General features: G+C 73.0%; 17 protein-coding genes. 15 read left to right on the top strand and 2 right to left on the bottom strand.

Translation table 11 applies throughout. The features are described from left to right. Positions 1-141 precede the first annotated feature (141 nt). The 10 genes from ABZX40_RS29680 to ABZX40_RS29635 all read left to right on the top strand — a co-directional run bounded on the left by ABZX40_RS29680 (position 142) and on the right by ABZX40_RS29635 (position 14164). Positions 142-3234 (top strand): aminotransferase class III-fold pyridoxal phosphate-dependent enzyme, encoded by a 3093-nt coding sequence (locus tag ABZX40_RS29680; RefSeq protein WP_355744628.1) that lies wholly within the window; start codon positions 142-144, stop codon positions 3232-3234. 2 nt (positions 3235-3236) lie between these two features. Beyond that, positions 3237-4490: a substrate-binding domain-containing protein gene (locus tag ABZX40_RS29675; RefSeq protein WP_355744631.1), complete on the top strand. Its 1254-nt coding sequence runs from the start codon at positions 3237-3239 to the stop codon at positions 4488-4490. A gap of 311 nt (positions 4491-4801) precedes the next feature. After that, on the top strand, positions 4802-6424 hold the full coding sequence (locus ABZX40_RS29670) for an ABC transporter substrate-binding protein (protein ID WP_355744634.1): 1623 nt from the start codon (positions 4802-4804) through the stop codon (positions 6422-6424). A 6-nt stretch (positions 6425-6430) separates the two neighbouring features. Then, the gene (locus tag ABZX40_RS29665) at positions 6431-7396 is read left to right on the top strand and encodes an ABC transporter permease (protein ID WP_355744637.1); all 966 of its coding nucleotides are present in this window, start codon (positions 6431-6433) and stop codon (positions 7394-7396) included. Continuing rightward, complete coding sequence (locus tag ABZX40_RS29660; protein ID WP_355744640.1) at positions 7393-8292, top strand: ABC transporter permease; 900 nt, start codon at positions 7393-7395, stop codon at positions 8290-8292. The genes ABZX40_RS29665 and ABZX40_RS29660 overlap by 4 nt, the downstream gene beginning before the upstream one ends. Beyond that, complete coding sequence (locus tag ABZX40_RS29655; protein WP_355744643.1) at positions 8289-9326, top strand: ABC transporter ATP-binding protein; 1038 nt, start codon at positions 8289-8291, stop codon at positions 9324-9326. Before ABZX40_RS29660 ends, ABZX40_RS29655 begins: the two co-directional genes overlap by 4 nt. Continuing rightward, a complete protein-coding gene (locus ABZX40_RS29650) occupies positions 9323-10141 on the top strand; it encodes an ATP-binding cassette domain-containing protein (protein WP_355744646.1) in 819 nt (272 codons plus the stop codon). The genes ABZX40_RS29655 and ABZX40_RS29650 overlap by 4 nt, the downstream gene beginning before the upstream one ends. Further along, a complete protein-coding gene (locus tag ABZX40_RS29645; RefSeq protein ID WP_355744649.1) occupies positions 10138-11187 on the top strand; it encodes a P1 family peptidase in 1050 nt (349 codons plus the stop codon). Before ABZX40_RS29650 ends, ABZX40_RS29645 begins: the two co-directional genes overlap by 4 nt. Further along, positions 11157-12317 carry a C45 family peptidase gene (locus ABZX40_RS29640; RefSeq protein WP_356009091.1) on the top strand — a complete coding sequence of 387 codons (1161 nt, stop codon included), beginning with the start codon at positions 11157-11159 and terminating at the stop codon, positions 12315-12317. The genes ABZX40_RS29645 and ABZX40_RS29640 overlap by 31 nt, the downstream gene beginning before the upstream one ends. A gap of 47 nt (positions 12318-12364) precedes the next feature. Next, positions 12365-14164, top strand: coding sequence for an MOSC domain-containing protein (locus ABZX40_RS29635; protein WP_355744655.1), 1800 nt, complete (start codon positions 12365-12367; stop codon positions 14162-14164). Positions 14165-14167: 3 nt separating this feature from the next. Here the strand turns inward: ABZX40_RS29635 and ABZX40_RS29630 are convergent, their stop codons facing one another. Continuing rightward, entirely contained in the window at positions 14168-14920 is a 753-nt protein-coding gene (locus ABZX40_RS29630) for a hypothetical protein (RefSeq protein ID WP_355744658.1), read from the bottom strand. Positions 14921-15262: 342 nt separating this feature from the next. On the opposite strand from ABZX40_RS29630, the gene ABZX40_RS29625 reads away from it, so the two are divergent. Together ABZX40_RS29625 and ABZX40_RS29620 are read left to right on the top strand one after the other, a co-directional pair. Next, positions 15263-16222 (top strand): bile acid:sodium symporter, encoded by a 960-nt coding sequence (locus tag ABZX40_RS29625; protein WP_355744738.1) that lies wholly within the window; start codon positions 15263-15265, stop codon positions 16220-16222. A 726-nt stretch (positions 16223-16948) separates the two neighbouring features. After that, positions 16949-18124, top strand: a complete 1176-nt coding sequence (locus ABZX40_RS29620; RefSeq protein WP_356009093.1) for an MFS transporter — start codon at positions 16949-16951, stop codon at positions 18122-18124. An 87-nt stretch (positions 18125-18211) separates the two neighbouring features. Here the strand turns inward: ABZX40_RS29620 and ABZX40_RS29615 are convergent, their stop codons facing one another. Beyond that, a complete protein-coding gene (locus ABZX40_RS29615; RefSeq protein ID WP_355744663.1) occupies positions 18212-18658 on the bottom strand; it encodes an Asp23/Gls24 family envelope stress response protein in 447 nt (148 codons plus the stop codon). Positions 18659-18987: 329 nt separating this feature from the next. Here ABZX40_RS29615 and ABZX40_RS29610 point away from each other — a divergent pair, with 329 nt between their 5' ends. Genes ABZX40_RS29610 through ABZX40_RS29600 form a run of 3 tightly spaced genes read left to right on the top strand, consistent with a single transcriptional unit; the run spans position 18988 to position 21496 of the window. Further along, the gene (locus ABZX40_RS29610; RefSeq protein WP_355744665.1) at positions 18988-19953 is read left to right on the top strand and encodes an ABC transporter substrate-binding protein; all 966 of its coding nucleotides are present in this window, start codon (positions 18988-18990) and stop codon (positions 19951-19953) included. Next, positions 19950-20723, top strand: a complete 774-nt coding sequence (locus ABZX40_RS29605) for an ABC transporter permease (RefSeq protein WP_355744668.1) — start codon at positions 19950-19952, stop codon at positions 20721-20723. The genes ABZX40_RS29610 and ABZX40_RS29605 overlap by 4 nt, the downstream gene beginning before the upstream one ends. After that, complete coding sequence (locus ABZX40_RS29600) at positions 20720-21496, top strand: ABC transporter permease subunit (protein ID WP_355744671.1); 777 nt, start codon at positions 20720-20722, stop codon at positions 21494-21496. Before ABZX40_RS29605 ends, ABZX40_RS29600 begins: the two co-directional genes overlap by 4 nt. Positions 21497-21499: the final 3 nt, after the last annotated feature.

Raw genomic sequence — 21499 nt, 5'->3', positions numbered from 1 at the left:
CACCCTGCCGGATCGTTCCGGCAGCGGGAACCGGCCGCGCGGCACGCACGGCACCACCCCCTGCCCGCCCCCCGGGCGGCCCCGCACGCCACTGATCGGAGCGCTATGGCCATCCCGTCCGCAGACTGGCCGATCCCCAGGATGGCCGCCGTCGGCGAGGAGTCACTCACCGCCCTGCTCAAGGAGCGGTTCGGGGTCGTCGGCACCCTGCACAACCTCGGCAGCCAGCAGGATCTCAACCACCGGGTGCGGACCGGCGACGGCGGCGACCATGTGCTGAAGATCGCCAATCCGGTGACCCGGCCCGCCGACCTCGACCGGCAGGTACGGGCGATCGAGGCGCTGTCCGCCGCCGCGCCGGACCTGCGGCTGCCCCGCGCCCACCGGGGCACCGACGGCGCGTTCGTCCAGCGGGTCACCGTCGACGGGACCGAGCTGCACGCCCGGCTACTCGACCATGTGCCGGGCGAGCCGATCATGGACAGCCGCTATCTCGCGCCGGAGGTCGTCGCCGCGCTCGGCACCCTGTCCGGGCGGGTGGCCGCCGGGCTCGCGGGGCTCGGCACCGTCGAGGGGGAGGGCTTCCGGCAGTGGGACCTGCGCAATGGGCTCGCGGTGGTGGAGACCCTCGCCCCGTATCTGGCCGACCGTACGGCGGCCGACCGGGTGCGCGCCGCCGCGCGCGCCGCCGACGACCGGCTTGAGCCGTATGTCGCGCGGCTGCCCGTCCAGACCATCCACGGTGATGTCACCGACAACAACGTCGTCTGCGAACCGGGGCCCGACGGCCGCCCCCGGCCGGTCGGCGTGATCGACTTCGGTGACCTCGGCGCGGGCTGGGCCGTCGCCGAACTCGCCGTGACCTGCACCTCGGTGCTGCACCATCACGGCAGCGGACCCGCCTCCGTCCTGCCCGCGGTCCGCGCCTTCCACGCCGTACGGCCCCTGTCGGCCGACGAGGCGGACGCGCTGTGGCCGCTGATCGTGCTGCGCTGCGCGGTGCTGGTGGTCAGCGGTCGGTACGACGTCCTCCAGGATCCCGGCAACGACTACGCCACCGCCGCGCTCGACCGCGAGTGGGCCATGCTGGAGTCGGCCCTGTCCGTCCCCACCGAGGTGATGACCGCGGCCGTGCGCGCGGCGACCGGGCATCCGGCGCCGCCCGGTCCGCCCGCCGCCCGGCACTCGCTGCTGCCCGCCCCGGACGGCCCGGTGGACCTGCTCGATCTGTCCGTCCTCTCCGACGCCCTGCACGACGGGGCCTGGCTCGACCCGGACGCCGAGGAGATCTCGGCCGCGCGGGCGCTGGAGTCGGGGGCGGCGGCCGTCCTCACCCGGCACGGCGAGCACCGCCTCACCCGCTCCCGCCCCGACGACCCGTCGGCGGCCACGGCGGCGCTCGGGGTGGAGGTGTGGACGGCCCACCGGACGACACTGACCGCGCCCTGGGACGGCGAACTGACCCGGCACGCACGAGGCGGGGTGACCCTCTCGGCGGAGGGGTGGCATCTGGTGATCGACGGGGTCTATGGCGGCGATGGCGATGGCCTTGCGGGTGACGGGGTCGACGGCGCGCATCGCCTCGCGGGTGACGGGGTCGACGGCACCGAACGCCTCGCGGGTGACGGCGTCGACAACGCCCATCGCCTCACGGATGACGGCATCGACGGCACCCATCGCCCCGCCCCCGAGGACCGCGCCGAGCCCGTCCGCGCCGGTGCATCGATCGGCGTCCGCGCCCCTGAACCGATCCGCGTCCGCGCCGGTGAGCCGATCGGCGTCCTCGCCCCCCGCACGGCGGCCCACATACTCCTCACCCGTCTCGACGCCCCCGCCGCCGCACCCCGGTTCGCCGGGCCCGCGCTCGCCGCCGGGTGGCTGGCCTGCTGTCCCGACCCCACCGGCCTGCTCCTGACGGCCGGGACCCGGGAGCCCGCCACCGGCGACGGCTCCCCCGCCCGGCTCCTCACCCGCCGCGACCGCTCCTTCGCCGCCGTCCAGGAGCACTACTACGACGCCCCGCCCCGGATCGAACGCGGCTGGCGGCAGTACCTCGTGGACACCGAGGGCCGCTGCTATCTCGACATGCTCAACAATGTGACGATCCTCGGCCACGGCCACCCCCGGCTGAGCACCGCCGTGCATCGGCAGTGGCAGCGGCTCAACACCAACTCGCGGTTCCACTACGCCTCGGTGGTGGAGCTGTCGGAGCGGCTGGCGGAGCTGCTGCCGGCCGGGCTCGACCAGGTGTTCCTGGTCAACAGCGGCTCCGAGGCGGTGGACCTGGCCCTGCGGCTGGCCTGGGCGGCGACCGGGCGGCAGGACACTCTCGCCATCGGCGAGGCGTACCACGGCTGGACCTACGCCAGCGACGCCGTGTCCACCTCGATCGCCGACAACCCGGGCGCCCTCACCTCCCGCCCGGACTGGGTGTACGCCCTGCCCGCGCCCAACACCTACCGGGGCACCCACCGGGGTGCCGAGGCGGGCCGGTACGGCACCGAGGCGGTCGCGGCGATCGAGGAGCTGGCCGCGTCGGGGCGCCCGCCGGGGGCGTTCATCTGCGAGCCGTACTACGGGAACGCGGGCGGTATGGCGTTGCCGGACGGCTATCTGGAGCAGGTGTACGCGGCGGTCCGGGCGGCGGGCGGGCTGTGTGTCGCCGATGAGGTGCAGGTCGGCTACGGCAGGCTCGGCGACCACTTCTGGGGGTTCGAGCAGCAGGGTGTCGTCCCGGACATCGTCACCGTCGCCAAGGCGATGGGCAACGGGCATCCGCTGGGCGCGGTCGTCACCACCCCCGAGATCGCCGCGGCCTACCGCACGCAGGGGTACTTCTTCTCCTCGGCGGGCGGCAGCCCGGTCAGTTCGGTGGTCGGGCTGACCGTCCTGGACGCGATCCGCGACGAGCGCCTCCAGGACAACGCCCGCACGGTCGGCGACCGGCTCAGGAGCGGGCTGCTGGAGCTGGCCGGACGCCATCCGCTGATCGGCGCCGTGCACGGCAGCGGGCTCTACCTCGGGGTGGAGCTGGTGCGCGACCGCGCGACCCTCGAACCGGCGGCCGAGGAGACCGCCGCGATCTGCGAGCGGCTGCGGGAGCTGGGCGTGATCGTCCAGCCGACCTCGGACCGGCAGTGCGTGCTGAAGATCAAGCCCCCGCTGTGCCTGACCCCCGACAGCGCGGACCGGTTCGTGGCCGCGCTGGACGACGCCCTGACCCACGGATGGTGACGATGAGCGACGACCACCGGCCGGTACCGGGCCCGCGCGAACCCCGGTCCGCCCCTGCCCCCCGTGCGGCGGAACCCCGGGAGTCCCGGGCCGGAACCACCACCCCCCACACGGCGGAACCCCGCGAACCCCGGGCCGGAACCACCACCCCCGACGCGGCGGAACCCCGCGAACCCCGGGCCGGACTCACCACCCCCCACGCGACGGAACCCCGCGAACCCCAGACCGGAACCACCACCCCCGACGCCCGGGAACCGCGAGCCGCGCCGACCATCGCGGACGTGGCCCGCCTCGCGCAGGTGTCCCGGACCACCGCCTCCGACGCGCTGCGCGGCCACGGCCGGGTGTCCGAGGCGACCCGGGAGGCGGTGGCGGCGGCGGCCCGGCAGCTCGGCTACTCCCCCAACCGCAGTGCCCGTTCGCTGCGCACCTCGGTGACGGAGACGATCGGGCTGCACATCCCGGAGTTCCTGACCAGCGCCGAGTACTACATGTCGTTCGTGTTCGGGGTGATCGAGGAGGCGACCCGGGCGAGTCTCAATGTCACGCTGATGTCCGCGGGGCATCTGGGCGATCGGCCCGGCGCCCCGCAGGTCGACGGTCTGGTGCTGTGCGATCCGATGGCCGGTGATCCGGTGGTCGACCAGCTGATGAGCTGCGGTCTGCCGGTGGTGACGGCCGAGCGGTACGTCGGGGAGAAGGAGTCCACCGGGGTCGTCGTCTCGGACCACCACCGCCATCTCGAACAGCTCCTGGACCATCTCGCCGAGCGGGGAGCCCGCCGGGTCGCGTTCCTGGCCTCGGACACCACCGGCGAATGGGCCACCACCCTGTGCGCCACCTACAGCGACTGGTGCGCCCGGCGCGGGGCCCCGGACCTGACCCATCGGGCGCCGTTCGGCTCCCCGCCCGAGGTGCTCCAGGCGGAGGTGCGGCGGATGCTGGCGCTGACCCCGGGGATCGACGCGATCGTGTGCGCCGCCGACGGGGCGGCGGCGGCGATCCTGCCCGAACTGCGCGCCGCCGGGCGCACGGTGGGCGAGGATCTGCTGCTGGCGTCCTGTGTGGACAGTTCGGCGATGCGGCTGGCGCAGCCGCCGATCACCTCGATCCAGCTCCACCCCCGCGCGGTGGGCGCGGAATGCGCCCGTCTGCTGTGCGAGATCCTCGCCCGGCAGACCCCGGAGGGCACGATTCGCTCGGTCCCGATAGAGCTGAACATCCGGGATTCCAGCCACCCCGCACCGATCCGATAAGCCGAGTCGAGCCGAGCCGATAAACAGCGGCGCAGAACTCGGCCGACCGCTCTCCGACGCCTAATCCCTGCCCCACCGCGGCGAATTCCCGATCCCGCCCGGCACAGCCCCGTCACAGCTCCCCCATGGGTCTTTCGCGGACAGCCTTCCTGGTTGTCCGCGAAAGACCCATGCCCCTTTTCAGGTTACTTCTGCGAGTCTTTCCGGTAATCAGAGAATTTCGCGCGAAGTGCATTGACATCGGCTTGTGACGGCACATAGCTTTCCGGCACGCCGGAACGATCCGGCCATGTTTGGCAAGGAGTTGAACCGTGCGCAGATCCTCCTCCGTCATAGCCTGTTCCACCGTCCTCGCGACGGCCCTCACCGCCTCCTGCACCGCCGCCGCGGGCCCCGACAGCGCGGCCGGCGCCGATGTCCCCGCCGGCTATCTGGCGGTCGCCGACCAGGCCCTCAAGGGCCAGGGCCCGCTCACCGTCCAGGTCGACTACGACTCGGCGGAGGCGGGCGGCCTCGATCCCCAGCTCGCCGGGAGCGCCCGTTCCTGGTCCCTGGGCTCCCTGGTCTACGAGCCGCTGGTCACCGTCGGCACCGGCTTCGAGATCGAGCCGCTGCTCGCCGAGTCCTGGACGCAGCCCGCCCCGACGACCTATGTGTTCACCCTGCGCGACGGCGCCACCTTCTCCAACGGGCGCGCGGTCACCCCCGACGACGTGGTGGGCAGCCTGGAGCGCCTCGCCGACTCCGACGCCCCCTACGGCGCCCAGCTCGGCCCGGTGGAGTCGGTACGGGCCACCGGCCCCGCCGAGGTCACCGTCGAGCTGGAGAAGCCCTACGGCGCCTTTCTCTCCGCGCTGTCGAACACCCCGGCCGCCGTCCTGCCGATGAAGGAGATCGAGGACGGCTCGCTGGACATCGAGAAGGAGATGCTCGGCACCGGTCCTTTCGTGGTCGGCGAGCACAAGCAGGACCGCTACTGGACGTTCACCCCGAATCCGGAGTACCGGTTCGCCGACCAGGTCGGTGTCTCCGAACTCCAGGTCGAGATCGTCCCCCAGGAATCCACCCGGCTCGCCGCCGTCCGCAGCGGCAACGCGGGGCTCGCCTTCTTCAACAACGTCGATTCCATGGACCAGTTGTCCGGAACGGCGAACGCGAAGGTCGTCAACCAGCAGTACAGCGACTTCTATTACCTGATCCAGAACTCCCAGAACCCGGATTCCCCGCTCGCCGACCAGAAGGTGCGGTTCGCCCTGAACAGCGCCCTGGACCGGCAGCAGATCGCCGACAACGCCCTGGGCGGCCAGTCCCGGCCGACCGGCGTCGCCCCCTCCGTCCTGCCCGGCGGCTGCGACCCCGCCGCGCTGCCCGGCGCCCAGGCCGGAGCGGAGGGCGCCGAGGCGGCGATCGAGGCGGCCGGGGCCGAGGGCACCACCCTGCGCCTGGCCGTCTACACCTCGGAGCCCGCGCTCGCCCAGATCGCCCAGGTCGTCCAGCAGCAGTACGCCGCCGCCGGAATCGAGGTGAAGATCGAGAAGTTCGACGACGCGACCTATCTCGACCAGGTCTTCGGTGAGAACCCCGACTTCGACATGGCCATCGGCTGGTTCGCCGGCTACGCCGACGCCTCGATGGTGTCGCGCTGGTGGAACCCGTCCGTCGCCGGCTTCTCCAGCGCCTTCCTCACCAACGACACCACGCTCAACGAACTGATCGACACCGCCACCGCACAGGCCCCCGGCGACGGCCGCGACGCCGCGCTGCGCGAGGTGTGCGAGCGGGTGGACACCAACGCGGAGATGCTGCCGCTGGTCACCCGCCCCGGTGTCGTCGGCTACCGCACCGACAAGGTCAGCCCCACCCTCCACGCCCGTGAGGGATACGGCAACCTGCTGCGCAACATCACCGAGTACAAGATCCCCGGCGGCAAGTAGCCCGCCATGACCTACTTCCGCTGGGCTCTCGGGCGCCTCGGTGTCGCGGCCCTCACCCTCTTCGGTGTCTCCCTGCTGATCTTCGCCGCGGTCCGCGCGATGCCCGGCAGCTACTCCGACCTGGTCCTCGGCCCGCTCGCCACCGACGCCGACAAGGCCGCCGCCGCCGAACGCTACGGCCTGGGCGGCTCCCTTCCCGAGCAGTACGCGCACTGGCTGCTGAACGCGGCCCGCGGCGACTTCGGGATCTCGATGGCCAGCCAGACCCCGGTGGCGACCGAGTTCGCCGACCGGCTGCCGGCCACCGTCACCCTCACCGTCCTCGCCCTGTGCGTGACCGTCCTCATCGGTGTCCCGCTGGGCGTGCTCACCGGGATCCGGGGCGCGGGCGGCGGAAAGACCGGCCGCGTCCTGGGCAGCCTGGGGCTGAGCCTGCCCGAATTCGTCGTCGGCTCCCTCGTGGTCTTCGTCTTCACCCGGTACGGGCTCGGCCTGAGCGTCGGTGTCTATGTCCCCTGGGACCAGGGCCCGTTCCGGTCGGTGCTGTCCCTGGCCCTGCCCGCCGCGGTCCTCGCGGTGTTCTGCACGGCGGCCGTCGCCCGCACCACCCGGGACGCGGTCCTCGGCGTCCTCGTCGAACCGCATGTCGCCGCCGCCCTCGCCCGGGGCGAGTCCACCGCCCACATCGTGCGCCACCATGTGCTGCGCAACGCCTCCCTCCCCGTCCTGACCCTGCTGGCCACCCTGAGCGCCTATCTGCTGGGCGGGGCCGTGATCGTGGAGCGGCTCTTCAACACCCCGGGGCTGGGCTCGTTCCTGGTGGACGGCCTGGACCGGCGGGACTACGCGATCGTGCAGGCGGGGGTCCTGCTCGCGGCGACCGTGTTCATCGCCGTCAACGTCCTGGTCGACATCGTCTGCGGAGTCATCGACCCGAGGATCAGCACCCAGGCCGGGAGGACCACGACATGAGCGCCCTCACCTCACGGGACACCAAGCCGGTCACGCCCCGCCGTGCCCTGTCCCGGCTGCGGTCACTGCTCGCGCCGCGCTCCTTCGACGGGCTGTTCCGGGTGGCGCTGTGGGTGCTGCTCCTGCTGGTCGCCGCGACCGTGCTGAGTCATCTGACCGGCCTGGGCGGCGACCCCGAGGCCACCGTCGGCGAGCGGCTCACCCCGCCCGGCGCCGGCGCCGTCCTCGGCACCGACAACCTGGGCCGCTCCCTGCTCCCGAGGCTCCTCCAGGGCATCGGCACGACCCTGCTGCTGTCCTCGCTCGCGGTCGTCACCGCCGCCGCCATCAGCACCGCGCTCGGCATCCTCGCCGGGTACCGGGGCGGCCGTACCGCCGAGGCCGTCTCCCGGGTCTCGGACGTCCTGTACGCCTTCCCGTCCATCGTGCTGGCCGTGCTGGTGTCGGCGGTGCTCGGCCCCGGCCGGTCCGCCGCCCTGGCCAGCACCGTACTGGTCACCGTCCCGCTGATGACCCGTATGGTCGCGACCGCCGCGCGGTCGGTGGCCCGCCGGGACTTCGTGGTCGCGGCCCGGATCAGCGGTGTACCGGCGCTCACCCTCATGCGGCGGCACATCCTCACCAATGTCTCCGGCACGATCGCCGTGCAGGGCACCTACGCCCTGTCGGTCGGCATCCTCGTCGAGGGCGGCCTCGGCTTCCTCGGGTACGGGGTGCAACTGCCCGACGCCTCCCTCGGGCTGCTGATCCAGGAAGGCAGCCTCTACCTGGTCAACGCCCCCTGGCTGATCATCGCGCCCGGCACGGTCCTGGTCGCCGCGATCGTCGCCATCAACCTCATCGGGGACAGCCTGCGCGACCACTTCGAACCCCGTGAAACGAGGGCGCTGATATGACCCCCGCCACCATGGCTCCCGCCGGGAAGAGCCCCATCGTCCTCATCGACGACGTCACCGCCGAGTACCGCACCCCGCAGCGCACGGTCCGCGCCCTGGACGGTGTCGGTCTCGCCGTCGAGGCGGGCGGGCATGTCGGGATCGTCGGGGAGTCCGGGTCCGGCAAGTCCACCCTCGGGCTGCTCATCGGCCGCCTGCTGCCCGACACCACCCGCTTCCCCTCGGGCCGGGTCCTGGTGGACGGCGAGTCCGTGCTCGACCTGCCCCGCGACCGGCTGGCCCGGCTGCGCCGCGAACGCCTCGGCTTCATCCCGCAGGACCCGGTCGGCGCCCTGGACCCGACCCTGCGCATCGGCCGCCAGCTCGCCCTCACCCTGCGCGCCAAGGGCACCCGCCGACCGGCCCGCGCGGACCTCGTCCGGCGGCTGGAGCAGGTCCGTATCAAGGACCCCGAACGGGTCCTGGGTCTCCATCCGCACGAGATCTCCGGCGGGATGGCCCAGCGCGTCGTGATCGCCATGGCGATGGCCCGCACCCCGGCCGTACTGATCGCCGACGAACCCACCGCCGCCCTCGACGCCCAGGTCCGCCAGGACGTGCTGCGGCTGCTGTTCACCCTCGCCGACGAGCACGGCACCACCCTGGTCTGGCTCAGTCACGACCTCGGCGGTGTCGCCCGGTGGTGCGGCCGGATCGCGGTGATGTACGGCGGCCGGATCGTGGAGGACGGGCCCACCGCGGACGTCCTCGGCGCTCCCCGGCACCCCTACACCGCCGCGCTCGCCGCCGCCGACCCGGCGCGTGCCGTCGACGGCGACCGGCTGCGGGCCATCGCGGGCGCCCCGCCGGTGCTCTCCGGCGCGGCGACCGGCTGCGCCTTCGCGCCCCGCTGCCCCGCCGCCACCGACCGGTGCGCCACGGTGCGGCCGGAGCCGCGGTCCCTCCGGGAGCGGACGGTGCTGTGCCATCACCCGCTCGACGGCGAGGGCACGCCGACGCCCCACCCGACCACGCCCGTGGAGGCGGCCCCGTGAACCCCGTCGACCGCACCCCGGAAGACCCCGCCGTGACGGACACCGGCCCCGTGAAAGTCACCGGCGATTCCGGTCCACTCCTCGAACTCGACGCCGTCAGCGTCGTCTTCCCCGGGCGGCGCGGCAAGGGCGGCCCGGTCACCGCCGTCGACCGCGTCAGCCTCACCATCGCCCCGGGCGAGACGCTCGGGCTGGTCGGCGAGTCCGGGTCGGGCAAGTCGACCACCGGTTCGCTGGCGCTGGGGCTGCTCCGCCCGACCTCCGGCACGGTCCGCTTCCTCGGGGAGCCGCACCGGCGCCGGGGCCCGGCCGGGGCCATCCAGGCTGTCCTCCAGAACCCGCACTGGTCCCTCAACCCCCGGCTGACCATCCGTGACAGCGTCGCCGAACCCCTCGCCGCCGCCACCCGCACCCGGCTGCGCGCCCACCACGGCGCGGTCGCCGGCCTCCTCGACCAGGTCGGCCTGCCGGAACGCTTCGCCGACCGGCTGCCGCACGAACTGTCCGGCGGACAGCGCCAGCGCGTCGCCATCGCCCGCTCCCTGATCACCCGGCCCCGCTTCATCGTCTTCGACGAGGCCGTCAGCGCCCTGGACGTGTCCGTCCAGGCCCAGACCCTCAACCTGATCCGCGACCTCCAGCAGGAACACGGATTCGGCGCCCTGTTCATCTCCCACGACCTCGCGGCCGTCCGCTACGCCGCCCACCGCATCGCCGTGATGCGGGGCGGCCGGATCCTCGAACTCGCGGACACCGCCCGCTTCTGGCACACCCCCGAGCACCCGTACTCCCGCACCCTCCTGGAGAACCTGTGACCCTCACACCCGACACCCCCGCGACCGCCCCGGAGCACTTCCTGACCGGCGCCCCCGTCTTCGGCCCCTGCCGGGGCAACGAGGACGTCCACCCCGAGCCGCGCCCCAGCACCGACCGCACGGTCCGCTACGACTTCCCCGGCGTGGAGGTCGGCACCGCCGAGTACGCCGAGGGCCCCACCGGTGTCACCGTCGTCCATGTCCCGGCCGGTGCCCGGATGTCCATCGACGCCCGGGGCGGCGCCATCGGCCTCACCTACGGCGCCGACAGCTTCGCCCACGCCGTCTGCCTGGCGGGCGGCTCCCTGTACGGGCTCGGCGCGGCGCCCGGCGTCGCGAACGAACTCCTCACCCGGGTCGGCAACGACGTCAACTGGGACCAGCTCAAGTGCGTGGCGGGGGCGATCATCTACGACTTCAGCGCCCGCGACAACGCCGTCACCCCGGACGCCGCCCTGGGCCGGGCCGCGATGCGTGCCGCCCGGCACGGCGAGTTCCCGGTCGGCCGCTGCGGCGCGGGGGCGTCCGCCTCGGTCGGCAAGGTCGAGTACTCCCGTACCGAGTTCGCGGGGCAGGGCGCGGCGTTCCGGCAGATCGGCGACATCAGGATCCTCGCGGCGACCGTGATCAACGCGGTCGGGGTGATCGTGGACCGGGACGGCAGTGTGCTGCGCGGCAACTACGACGCCGCGACCGGCACCCGCGCTCTGCCGCAGCTGGACTACGCGGAGGCGTTCGAGAAGAACCCGGGCGCGGTGCCCGCGACCGCGCCGGGCAACACCACCATCTCGGTCGTGGTCACCAACGTCCGTCTGGACGACCGGGAGCTGGCCTACTTCGGCCGTCAGGTGCACGGTTCCATGCACCGCGGCATCCAGCCCTTCCACACCAATCTGGACGGCGACACCCTGTTCACGCTCACCACGGACGAGGTCGATCTGCCGCGCAACCCGATGCGCACCGGGCAGGACACCATGACCTCCGTCGCGCTGGGCGCGGTGGCCTCCGAGGTGATGTGGGACGCGATCCTGAGCAGCGTCCGGTGACCCACGCCGAACTCTCCCCCGCGGGCGGCCCCCCGCCGCTGCCCGCCCCGGCACCCGCCCTGCCCGCCTTCCACTCCGACGACCCCGACCCCACCCGGCGCGGCCACGCCTTCGGCCGGACCCACGGCCACCGGATCCGCGCCACCGTCACCGCCTACCGCGAACTGTTCGACGCCGTCGGGGTGGCCCCGCACGATCTCCGGCCGCACGGCGAGCAGGCCGTCGACGAGATCGCCCGCTGGGCCCCCGACCTGTACGCGGAACTCGCCGCGTCGGCGTCGGGGGCCGGGCTCCCGGTCTGGGAACTGGCCCTGGTCAACGCCCGTACGGAGGTGCTGGCGACGGTCGGGGCGACCGCCGAGGGTGAGTGCTCGACCGCCGTCCATGTCGGGGGTCCGGGGGCCCCGCACACCATCCAGACCTGGGACTGGCACGAGGAGATGGCGTTCGCCCGCACCCTCACCGGGCACCGGGCGGGCGCGTCGGGCCCCGGGGTGCGGACGTTCACGGAGGCCGGTGCGCTGGCGAAGATCGGGGTCAGTGAGGCGGGCCTCGGTGTCCACTTCAACATCCTCAGCCACCGCGAGGACGGCGACGGCATCGGCGTACCCGTGCATGTCGTCGCCCGCCGGATCCTGGACCTGGCGGGGACGGTCGCCGAGGCCGTCGACATCGCCCGCTCGGCCCGGGTCACGGCGTCGACCGTGCTCACCGTCGTCACCTACGACGGTCGGCGGGCGGACGCGGCGAGCATCGAGATCTCCCCGGCGGGGGTCGCCGTCGTCCGCCCGGACGCGGACGGTTTCCTGCTGCACACCAATCACTTCCTGGACCCGGTGCTGGCGCTCGGGGAGAACGCGGCGCCCACCGGCAGCACCTACGCCCGCCACGCCCATCTGCACACCCACCGCGCCCTGCTGGCCGACCCCGACCCCGAGCGGTGGACGGAGCTGCTGCGGGCGCACGACAGTGACGGGGCGCCCGTGTGCTGCCATCCCCAGGACGGGCTGCCGTTCCATCTCCAGTGGCGGACCCTGCTCACCGTGAGCCTGGACCTCGCCGCCGCCCGGCTCAGACTCCACCCGGGCGGCCCCTGCACGGCGGCCCCGGACACCTGGATCCACCTGTGACCGGACCGCCCATTCCACCGGCCCCGTACCGGGGTCTCACCGCTCGGGTGGCACGGATCGTCCGCTACCCCGTCAAGGCGATGGCGGGCCGGCCCCTGCCCCGGGTGTTCCTCACCCCGGGGCAGGGGCTCCCCCTGGACCGGGTGATCGGGCTGCGCAACGGCACCCTGATGGTGCGCCGGCACACCGGCTGGACCGACAGCACCGCGTTTCTGCGCCTGCTGAAGAACGCCTCCCTCGCCCGTCACACGGTCACCCTCACCGAGGAGGGCGAGGGCGTCGCCGTGCTGTGCGTCACCGCGCCCTCCGGTGACCGCATCACCCTGCGGCTGCGTGACGGTCTGCCCCTGCCCGGCGACATCGACCGGGCGGACGCGGCCCTGCGGACCTGGTTCCCGGACGGCCCCCACGGCCCCGTCACCACCGACGCCCCCGGTGTCTCCCTGTGGGACTGGCCGACGGCACCGATCTCCCTGATCAATCTGGACACGGTCAAAACACTCACCGACGCGGCCGGGGTCCCGGTCGACCACCGGCGGTTCCGCGCCAACCTGTATGTCGAAGGGCTCGGCCCCTGGCGGGAGTTCGCCCTGGTGGGCCGGCGGGTGGCGCTGGGCGGGGCGGAACTGGACATCGTCCAGGCCACGGACCGCTGCCGCGCCACCACCGTCAACCCCGACACCGGCCACCGCGACCTCAACGTCCCGGTCCTGCTCGCCTCCCGCTTCGGGCATCTGTACTGCGGGGTGTACGCCCGGGTCGTCCGGCCCGGACCGGTCACCGAGGGCGACCGGCTCACCGTGCTGGACACCCCCGCCGACCCCCGCACCCTCCCGGCCCCCGAACCCGACTGGCCCCGCTACGCCACCGTCACCGCCCTGCGCGAGGAGAGCCCGACGGTCACCACCGTCCGCCTGCACGACCCCGCCGGGCTTGGCGCCGCCCCCGGCCAGCATCTGCGCGTCCACCTCGCCGACGGCCACGGCCCGACCTGGCGCAGCTACACCCTCACCGGCACGACCCCGGGCGCCCTCGCCATCAGCGTCAAACGGGTACCGGACGGCCGGGTCTCCCCCCTCCTGCACACCCTGCGCCCCGGCACCCCCCTGCGCATCTCCGGCCCCTACGGCTCCCCGCTGGTGTCCCCCGAGGCGTCCCGCCCGCTGCTGCTGGCGGTCGCCGGGGTGGGGGTGACGCCGGTGCTCCCCATCCTGCGCGCCCTGGCCGACAGCACGCCCGACCGCCCGGTGACGGTCCTCAATGTCGTCCGCACCCTTGAGGACGCCCCCCTGTGGCCGACCATCACCGCCCTCCTCGCCCGTCTCCCCCACGCCACGGGACGGCTGTACGTCACCGGCACCTGCGGCCCCCTCCCGCCGGACGCCCGCCCCGGCCGCCCCACCGAGGCCGACTACGCCGACCTCGCGCCCGACCCCGGCGGGGAGGCGTACCTGTGCGGCCCCGCCGAGTTCGTGAAGGCGGCCCGCACCGGTCTGCTGGCCGCCGGGCTGGCCCCCGACGCCATCGCCGACGAGCACTTCTTCTCACCCGTCGAGGTACCCCTCACCGACCGCCCGCCCCCGGCGCCGGGCCCCTTCACGGTCCGCTTCGCGGCGAGCGGCACGGAGGCGACCTGGACCGCGGACGACGGCACCCTCCTGGACCTGGGGGAATCCGCCGGTGTCCGGCTGCCCTCCGCCTGCCGCGCGGGCGCGTGCGGCACCTGTCTGCAACGGGTGGACGGCACGACGGCCCATCTGATCACCCCGGGCCCGCCGGTCCCGGCGGGACACGCGCTGCTGTGCTGCGCGGTTCCGGTGGGGCCGGTGACGGTGACGAGCGCCTGAGGGTCACCACGACTCCTGGGCGTCCACGACATCCGGGTGCGATGGCAGCGCACCGGGGCGGTCCACGCCGTAGGCGGGGTTGAGTCCCAGGGCGAGCCGCGTGGCGCCGTCCCCCTCCAGCAGCACGCGTGAGGGCCCGCCTATGTGCTCGTTCTCGACGTAGTAGCGGGTCCGGGTGTGGACGGCCTCGATGGCGTGGCGGAGGGTCTCCAGGTCCAGTGCCTCGGGGCCGTCCTGGACCCCCTCGACGAGGCCGTCCACCAGGGTCTCGGTGAAGGGGTCCCCCAGGGGCCAGAAACTGGGTGTCCCGGCGGCCATCACGACGGCCCTGGGCGCGGAACCGGCGAAGGTGCCCAGGGCGGTGTCCACATCACCGCAGTCCAGAACGACCACGGGACGGGCCGCCCGGCTGCCCCCGACGATCCCGGCCACGGCATCGAGGCCGATCCCGCTCCCCGGCCCGCCCGCGAACCAGAACATCAGCACGTCCGACGCCGCCTCCGCGTACTCCCGGAGGACGTCGAGGACCTCGCCCGGACGCTCCACGCCGGGGAACGCGCGGGTGTTCCCCCGGTAGAAGGCGCCACCGGGGCCGGGGACGGTCAGTACCCGCGCCAGCCGCCCCGCGAGCGCCTCCGGCTCCCCGACCGAGGGTTCATGGCGCAGCCCCGCGCTGGACCCGACGAGCACCGCCCGTGACCGCTCGCGCTCGGGCAGCAGGGGGTGACGCGGCGGCAGTACCGGAGGCATGATCATCTGGTTCCCCTTGCACGGCGGTTGAGCGCGGGATCGATCGGTTCGCATCGGCACGAGCGCCTTCAGGATCGCCTACGGCGCGGGGTGACGCAGCGGAATCCGCGGGCCGCCGCACCCGGCCCGGACCCACCGGTGGCCCGCACCCCGGGCGGGCGCACCACTGAGAAGCGGCCGGGCGATGCGGCGGTACGGCGTGCGCGGAGCGGGAGCCGCAGGTCGGGGCACCTGCCGTGGGCTGTGACAATGGCGGCGAGCACAGGGCCGCCACGAGGTGGCCGGCAGGGACGGCGCGAGGGAGCGGTTCGGGTGTCGCAGCGGGGACCGCAGGGCCTGGCCGAGCGGATGGAACACCACCAGGTCCCGGTCTATCTGGCGGCGATGGCCGTCGGGGGACTGCTCGGCTGGGCGGCACCGGGGCTCGGGCCGGGGCTGGAGCACGCGATCAACCCGGTGCTCGGGGCGCTGCTGTTCGTCACCTTCCTCCAGGTCCCGGCCGTGGAGCTGGTGCGGTCGCTGCGCGACGGGCGGTTCCTGTCGGCGGCGCTGGCGGTCAACTTCGTGGTGGTGCCGCTGGTGGTCGCGGCGATGTTCGCGTTCCTGCCGGACGATCAGGCGGTGCGGCTCGGTGTGCTGCTGGTGCTGCTGTGCCCGTGCGTGGACTATGTGATCGTCTTCTCCGGGCTTGCGGGCGGTTCCAGCCGTCGGCTGCTGGCGGCGACGCCGGTCCTGCTGGTGGCGCAGATGCTGCTGCTGCCGGGGTTCCTCTATCTCTTCATGGGCCCGGAACTCGCGGACATCGTCGAGGTGCGCCCGTTCGTCGAGGCGTTCGTCGTCCTGATCGTGATCCCGCTCGCCCTGGCCTGGGCGCTCCAGGCATGGGCGTCGCGCGGTGCGGGCGGCCGACGGGTGTCCGGCGCCGCGACCTTCATGATGGTGCCGCTGATGGCCGCCACCCTGTTCGTCGTGGTGGCTTCGCAGGTCCCGGGGCTCGGGGACAGCCTGACCGACGTGGCCGCCGTCGTCCCGTTCTACGTGGTGTTCCTCGTGGTGATGGCGGGCGCGGGGAAGGGGGTGGCCCGGCTGTTCCGCCTGGACGTGCCCGCGGGGCGGGCGATCGTCTTCACCGGGGCGACCCGCAACTCCCTGGTCGTGCTCCCTCTGGCCCTCGCCCTGCCCGGGGACATGGCCGTCGCGGCGGTCGTCGTGGTCACCCAGACGCTGGTGGAGGTCGTCGGCATGGTCGCCGGTGTCCGCCTGGTGCCTCGGCTGGTGCCGGAGCGGGGTGCGGCGGCCGGCGGCTGAGGTCACCCGGGCGGGGGTTCGGGTGGCCCGCGCTCCCCGGACAAGATGCGAATCGTAAGAGATCCCCGATCGGTGTGTGCCGACATGCGGGTGTGCTCTCCAGGTACCGGCCGTCAGCGGACCGTGAATCGGGTTATCGCACGAGGCAATTCGGAAAATCACCTTTGCTTTCCCCGTGTTCACCGACGGCCGGACCGCTTCGCGTGATCCGTGCGCCTTTCCGGTTTGCCCCGCCGATCTCCGCGCCCATGACCTGCCCCGGTGCGCTCAGATGGTGTCGGTGAGCGGATCTTTCCCCTACCCGGGCGGTTTGCGCACCATTTACACCCTCGCAATGAATTGTCCCAATTGGCGCGGGTAGCAAAGACTTCGGGATCGAGAGACCTGATGGTCGCGGAGCTGCTCATGTCCTTCGTCCCGTGATTCAGATCAAGCCCCTTGCGCAGTCGCCGATCCGCTCTCCGCACAGCGGAATTCGGCGCGGGGCTCTTCCCGTCACCCCGGCAGTAAACACGTCCTGCCTCATCTCATGGACGCGACCTTCGGCCTGACGGCCCGACCGCTGCCGGCCGAGGCGTACACCGCCGCCACCCGCTCCGCTTTCCCTTGCGAGGAGTCTGTGATGCCACGATCCGAGCCGCCGCTCCCACCCACCCGGGTGGCCGGCGAACCGGCCACCCGCCACGGGACCGGACGGCGGCCCACCGCCCTGCTCCGGGCCACCGTATGAGCGAGCGCGCGGCGTCCGCGTCGGCTCACACATCCCTGGCGGTGTCCCTGGAGACCGCCCGTCGGCTGCTGACGGCGTTCTTCGCCGGTCTCGGCGCCGCGATGGCCGTCTGGGGCGCCCGTCTTCCGTCCGTCCAGGATGCCGCGCAGATCGGCGCCGGACGCCTCTCCCTGGTCCTTCTCGCGGCGGCCCTCGGCATGGTCGCCGGACTGCAACTCGGCTGTCATCTGGCCCACCGCCACGGACCCTCGCGCCTGCTGGCGGGTCCCGGCGCGGTCTTCGGCCTGACCCTGGTGCTGCTGGCGCAGTGCCGCTCCCTGTCCACGCTCATCGCGGCGGCCACCCTCTTCGGGCTCGCGCACGGCGTCCTCGACGTCGGTGTCAACTCGGCCGCCGTCAACTGCCAGACCGCCTACGGCCGCCCCATCATGGCGTCGCTGCACGCCGCGTGCTCGGTCGGCGGGGTGGGCGGTGCCGCCCTCGCCGCGGGCGCCGCCCGGATCTCCCACACCCTCCTCTTCACCATCGTCGGCGTGCTGGTGGCCCTCGCCGCCGCCGCCGCGGCCCCCGCCCTGCGCCTGGCACCCCAACTGGACGCGGACCCCGCCGGAGCGGGCGCCACCCGCAACCCCGCCGACTCGTCGCGCCGTACGGTGTGGCTGCTGGCCGGGCTCGCGGCGGCCTGTCTGCTCAGTGAGGGCGCGGCACTGGACTGGTCGGCGGTGCATCTGAGCGGGCTGGGCGCCAGTGAGGCGGTCGCCGCCGCGGCCTACGCCCTCTACTCCGCCGCGATGGCCGTGGGACGGCTCCTCGGTGACCGGCTGACCGCCCGCTACGGGGCCGCGGCCGTGGTGCGCACGGGTGCTGTCGTGGCGGCGGTCGGGCTGGGCGGCTCGCTGCTCGTCGGCAATGTCGCCGGGGCCCTGGTCGGCTGGGCGGCGCTGGGGCTGGGGCTGTCCATCACCGTGCCGTCGCTGATCACCGCCGCGGGCCGGGGCGGGCCCCGTACCGTCGGTGCCGTCACCGCGGTCGGTTACATCGGGCTCGTCGCGGGCCCGGCGGCGATCGGGGCGCTGGCCACGCTCACGTCGCTCCCCCTGGCCCTCGCCCTGCCCGCCGTCCTGGCGGCGGTGGTCGCGCTCGCCTCCCGCCGGGCGCTGGACCCCCGTTGACAGCCGAGCGGCACGGCTCGGCCGCCGCTCCGGGGCGGGCCCGGGGCGGCGGCCCTGCCCCCGGCCGGTGTCGGGGGCCACAGCCCCTCACTGCACCCGCACGCTCTCCTCATCGCCGTCCGACTCGTCGTCCTGCGGCGTGTGGACATCGAAGACATTGATATTGATCTCGACGACTTCCAGACCCGTCATGGTCTCCACGGCGTCGGTGACACGCTTTCTGACATCACCGGACAGTTCATGGATGGGAATGCCGTACTCCACCGCGATGTCCACATCGACCGCGGTCTGTTTCTGGCCCACTTCGACCTTCACACTGCGGTCGCCCGAGGCCGTCCCGGGTATGCGGCCGGTGACGGCGCCAAGGGCCTTCGACGCTCCGCGGCCCACCGAATACACTCCGTCGGTCTCGCGGATCGCGATCCCCGCGATGGCCGCCACGACGGCGTCGGAGATGGTCGTCGTGCCACGAACGCCCCCGTTCTCCCGGCCCTTCCTGGCTGTCACCGTCTTCTCACTCTGAGAAATGGCCATATCCGCCTCACAGAGGTCTCTTCACCGGCCCTTTCCTCCACTGTGCGCCAGTCGGCCACCTTCCGCCATCACGGGCGGTCGCACCCCTCGCCGAGCCCGGTGACTCCCCCGCCCGGCTACCGCCCCGGCCGTACCCCGTACCCCCCGTACGGCAGCCGCCGTACGCCCCGGTGACGGCCCCCGGGGGATGTGTGGGAGGAGCGCGGACGACACCTTTGGCAACGTCGAACCCGACGTCATGTCATGACCCTTCGTCTTTCTCCCCAACACATCCCATTGCGCGCGGACCGGCCGGAACGGATCGGACACGGCCCGCGGGAGGACAGAACATGCAACGCCTATTCGCCGGCATCGCCGCCGTCGCCCTTCTGCTGGGCGCCACCGCCTGTGGTGCGTCCGCCGACTCCGACAGTTCCGCCTCCGAGAGCGGCGGCGTCTCCCGTGTCGATGTCGGAGTCATTCCGATCGTCGATGTGGCCGCCCTCTATCTCGGCAAGGAGCAGGGGATCTTTGAGAAACACGGTCTCGACATCTCGATGACCACGGCGCAGGGCGGCTCGGCGATCGTGCCGGGTGTGGTCAGTGGGCAGTTCCAGTTCGGCTTCAGCAACACGACCTCGCTGATGGTCGCGCAGAGCAATGGCGTCCCGGTGAAGGCCGTGTCCAACGGTGTGGCCACCACCGGTGTGAGCGGCGAGGACTACGGCGGGCTCGTCGTCCAGGAGGGCAGCTCGATCAAGTCCCCCAAGGACCTGGAGGGCAAAACCGTCGCCGTCAACACCCTCAAGAACATCCTCGACACCTCGGTCCGTGAGTCCGTGCGGGGGGACGGTGGCGACCCGTCGAAGGTGAAGTTCGTGGAGCTGGCCTTCGACCAGATGCCGGCCGCCCTGGAGAAGGGCCAGGTCGACGCCGCGATGGCCGTCGAGCCCGCGCTGACCACGATCCTGGAGCAGGGGGGCGTGCAGGTCGCCTCGCCGTATGTGGATGTGGCCGAGGACCTCACCGTCGCCATGTACTTCACCTCGCAGGAGTACGCGCAGCAGAACCCGGAGGTGGTGGAGAAGTTCCAGCTGGCCACCGCGGAGGCGCTGGCCTACGCCAACGGCCACCCGGACGAGGTCCGTGACATCGTCGCCACGTACACGGAGATCCCGTCCTCGGTCCTGTCGAAGGTGACCCTGCCGAAGTGGCCCGAGGACATCAGCCGCTCCTCCGTGGAGAAGCTGGAGCAACTCGGCCAGCAGGACGGCCTGTTCAAGACCGCCCCGGACCTGGACGAGCTGCTGCCGTGAACCCTCCGAACTTCGCCCTCGGCGCGGCGGGCCTCACGGCCTTCCTCGCCGTCGGCGAGGCCGTGCCACGGCTCGGCCTCGTCAGCACGGACTACTTCCCCCCGCCGAGCCGCATCGCGGGCGCACTGGGTGAGGAACTCGGCGACCCGGCCTTCTGGTCGGCGCTCGGGGACACCCTGACCGGCTGGGTCCTCGGCCTCGCCCTCGCCTCGGGCGCCGGCATCCTCGTCGGCCTGCTCCTCACCCTCGTACCGTTCCTGCGGCGTGCCACCGCCTCCACCATCGAGTTCCTGCGCCCCATCCCGTCCGTGGCGCTGATCCCCCTGGCCGTGCTGCTGTACGGCTCCGAACTGCGCTCGGTCCTCCTGCTGGTGGTCTACGCGTCGTTCTGGCAGATCCTCCTCCAGGTGCTGTACGGCGTCCAGGACGTCGACCCCGTCGCCGACGAGACGGCGCGGTCGTACGGGCTGGGCACCTGGGCCCGCGTCCGGCATGTGACCTGGCCGACGGCGCTGCCCTATGTCATGACCGGCATCCGGCTGGCCGCGGCCGTCGCCCTGGTGCTCGCCATCACCGCCGAACTGGTCATCGGGGCACCGGGGCTGGGCTCCCTCATCGCGGTCGCCCAGGCATCACAGGCCGTGCCCGACATGTACGCCCTGATCACGGTGACCGGAGTCCTCGGGCTGCTGATCAACGTCGGTGCCCGAGCAGTGGAGCGCAGGGCGCTGGCCTGGCACCAGTCCGTGCGCGGGGAGGTGGTGTCATGAGGGCGCTGACCCGGCAACTGCTGTTCGCGATCGGCCTGCCCGCTGTGCTGCTGACGGTGTGGTGGGCCGCGTCGGACGGGAGCACCGACCCGTTCTGGCCGCCGCTGCGCACGATCCTGGAGACCTTCCCCTCGGTGTGGACCGGGGAGCGGCTGCGGGCGGATCTGCTGCCCAGTGTGCTCCGGCTGACCGCGGGCTATCTGCTCGCGGCGGTCGTGGGCATCGGCCTGGGCACCCTCATCGGCTCGTACCGGGCGGTGCGGGCGTTCTGCGAGCCCGTGCTGGAGTTTCTGCGGGCGGTGCCGCCGCCGGTGCTGGTACCGGTGATCATGCTGTTCGCGGGCATCGGCGACACGATGAAGATCGTGGTGATCGCGAGCGGCTGTGTCTGGCCGATCCTCCTCAACACGGTGGAGGGGGTGCGCGCGGTCGACTCGGTCATGCTGGAGACGGCGCGCACCTATCATCTGCGCGGGGTGGGGCGGCTGCGCCATCTGGTGCTGCGTTCGGCGAGTCCGCAGATCGTCGCCGGTCTGCGGCAGGCCCTGTCCGTCGCCATCATCCTCATGGTCATCAGCGAGATGTTCGCGGCCAACAACGGGATCGGCTTCACGGTGGTGCAGTTCCAGCGCAGTTTCGCCATCGCCGACATGTGGACCGGGATCCTGATCCTGGGTCTGCTCGGCTTCCTGCTCTCCCTTGCCTTCCAGTTCGCCGAGCGCCGGGTGCTCGGCTGGTACCACGGCCTGCGCGCGTCCACCCGGCGGTCGTGAGTG

This window comes from Streptomyces sp. NPDC004610 (assembly GCF_040609715.1).
Taxonomy (GTDB): Bacteria; Actinomycetota; Actinomycetes; order Streptomycetales; family Streptomycetaceae; genus Streptomyces.
Note: the sequence above shows the minus strand (reverse complement) of the source record. Positions and strands in the feature narration are given on the sequence as shown.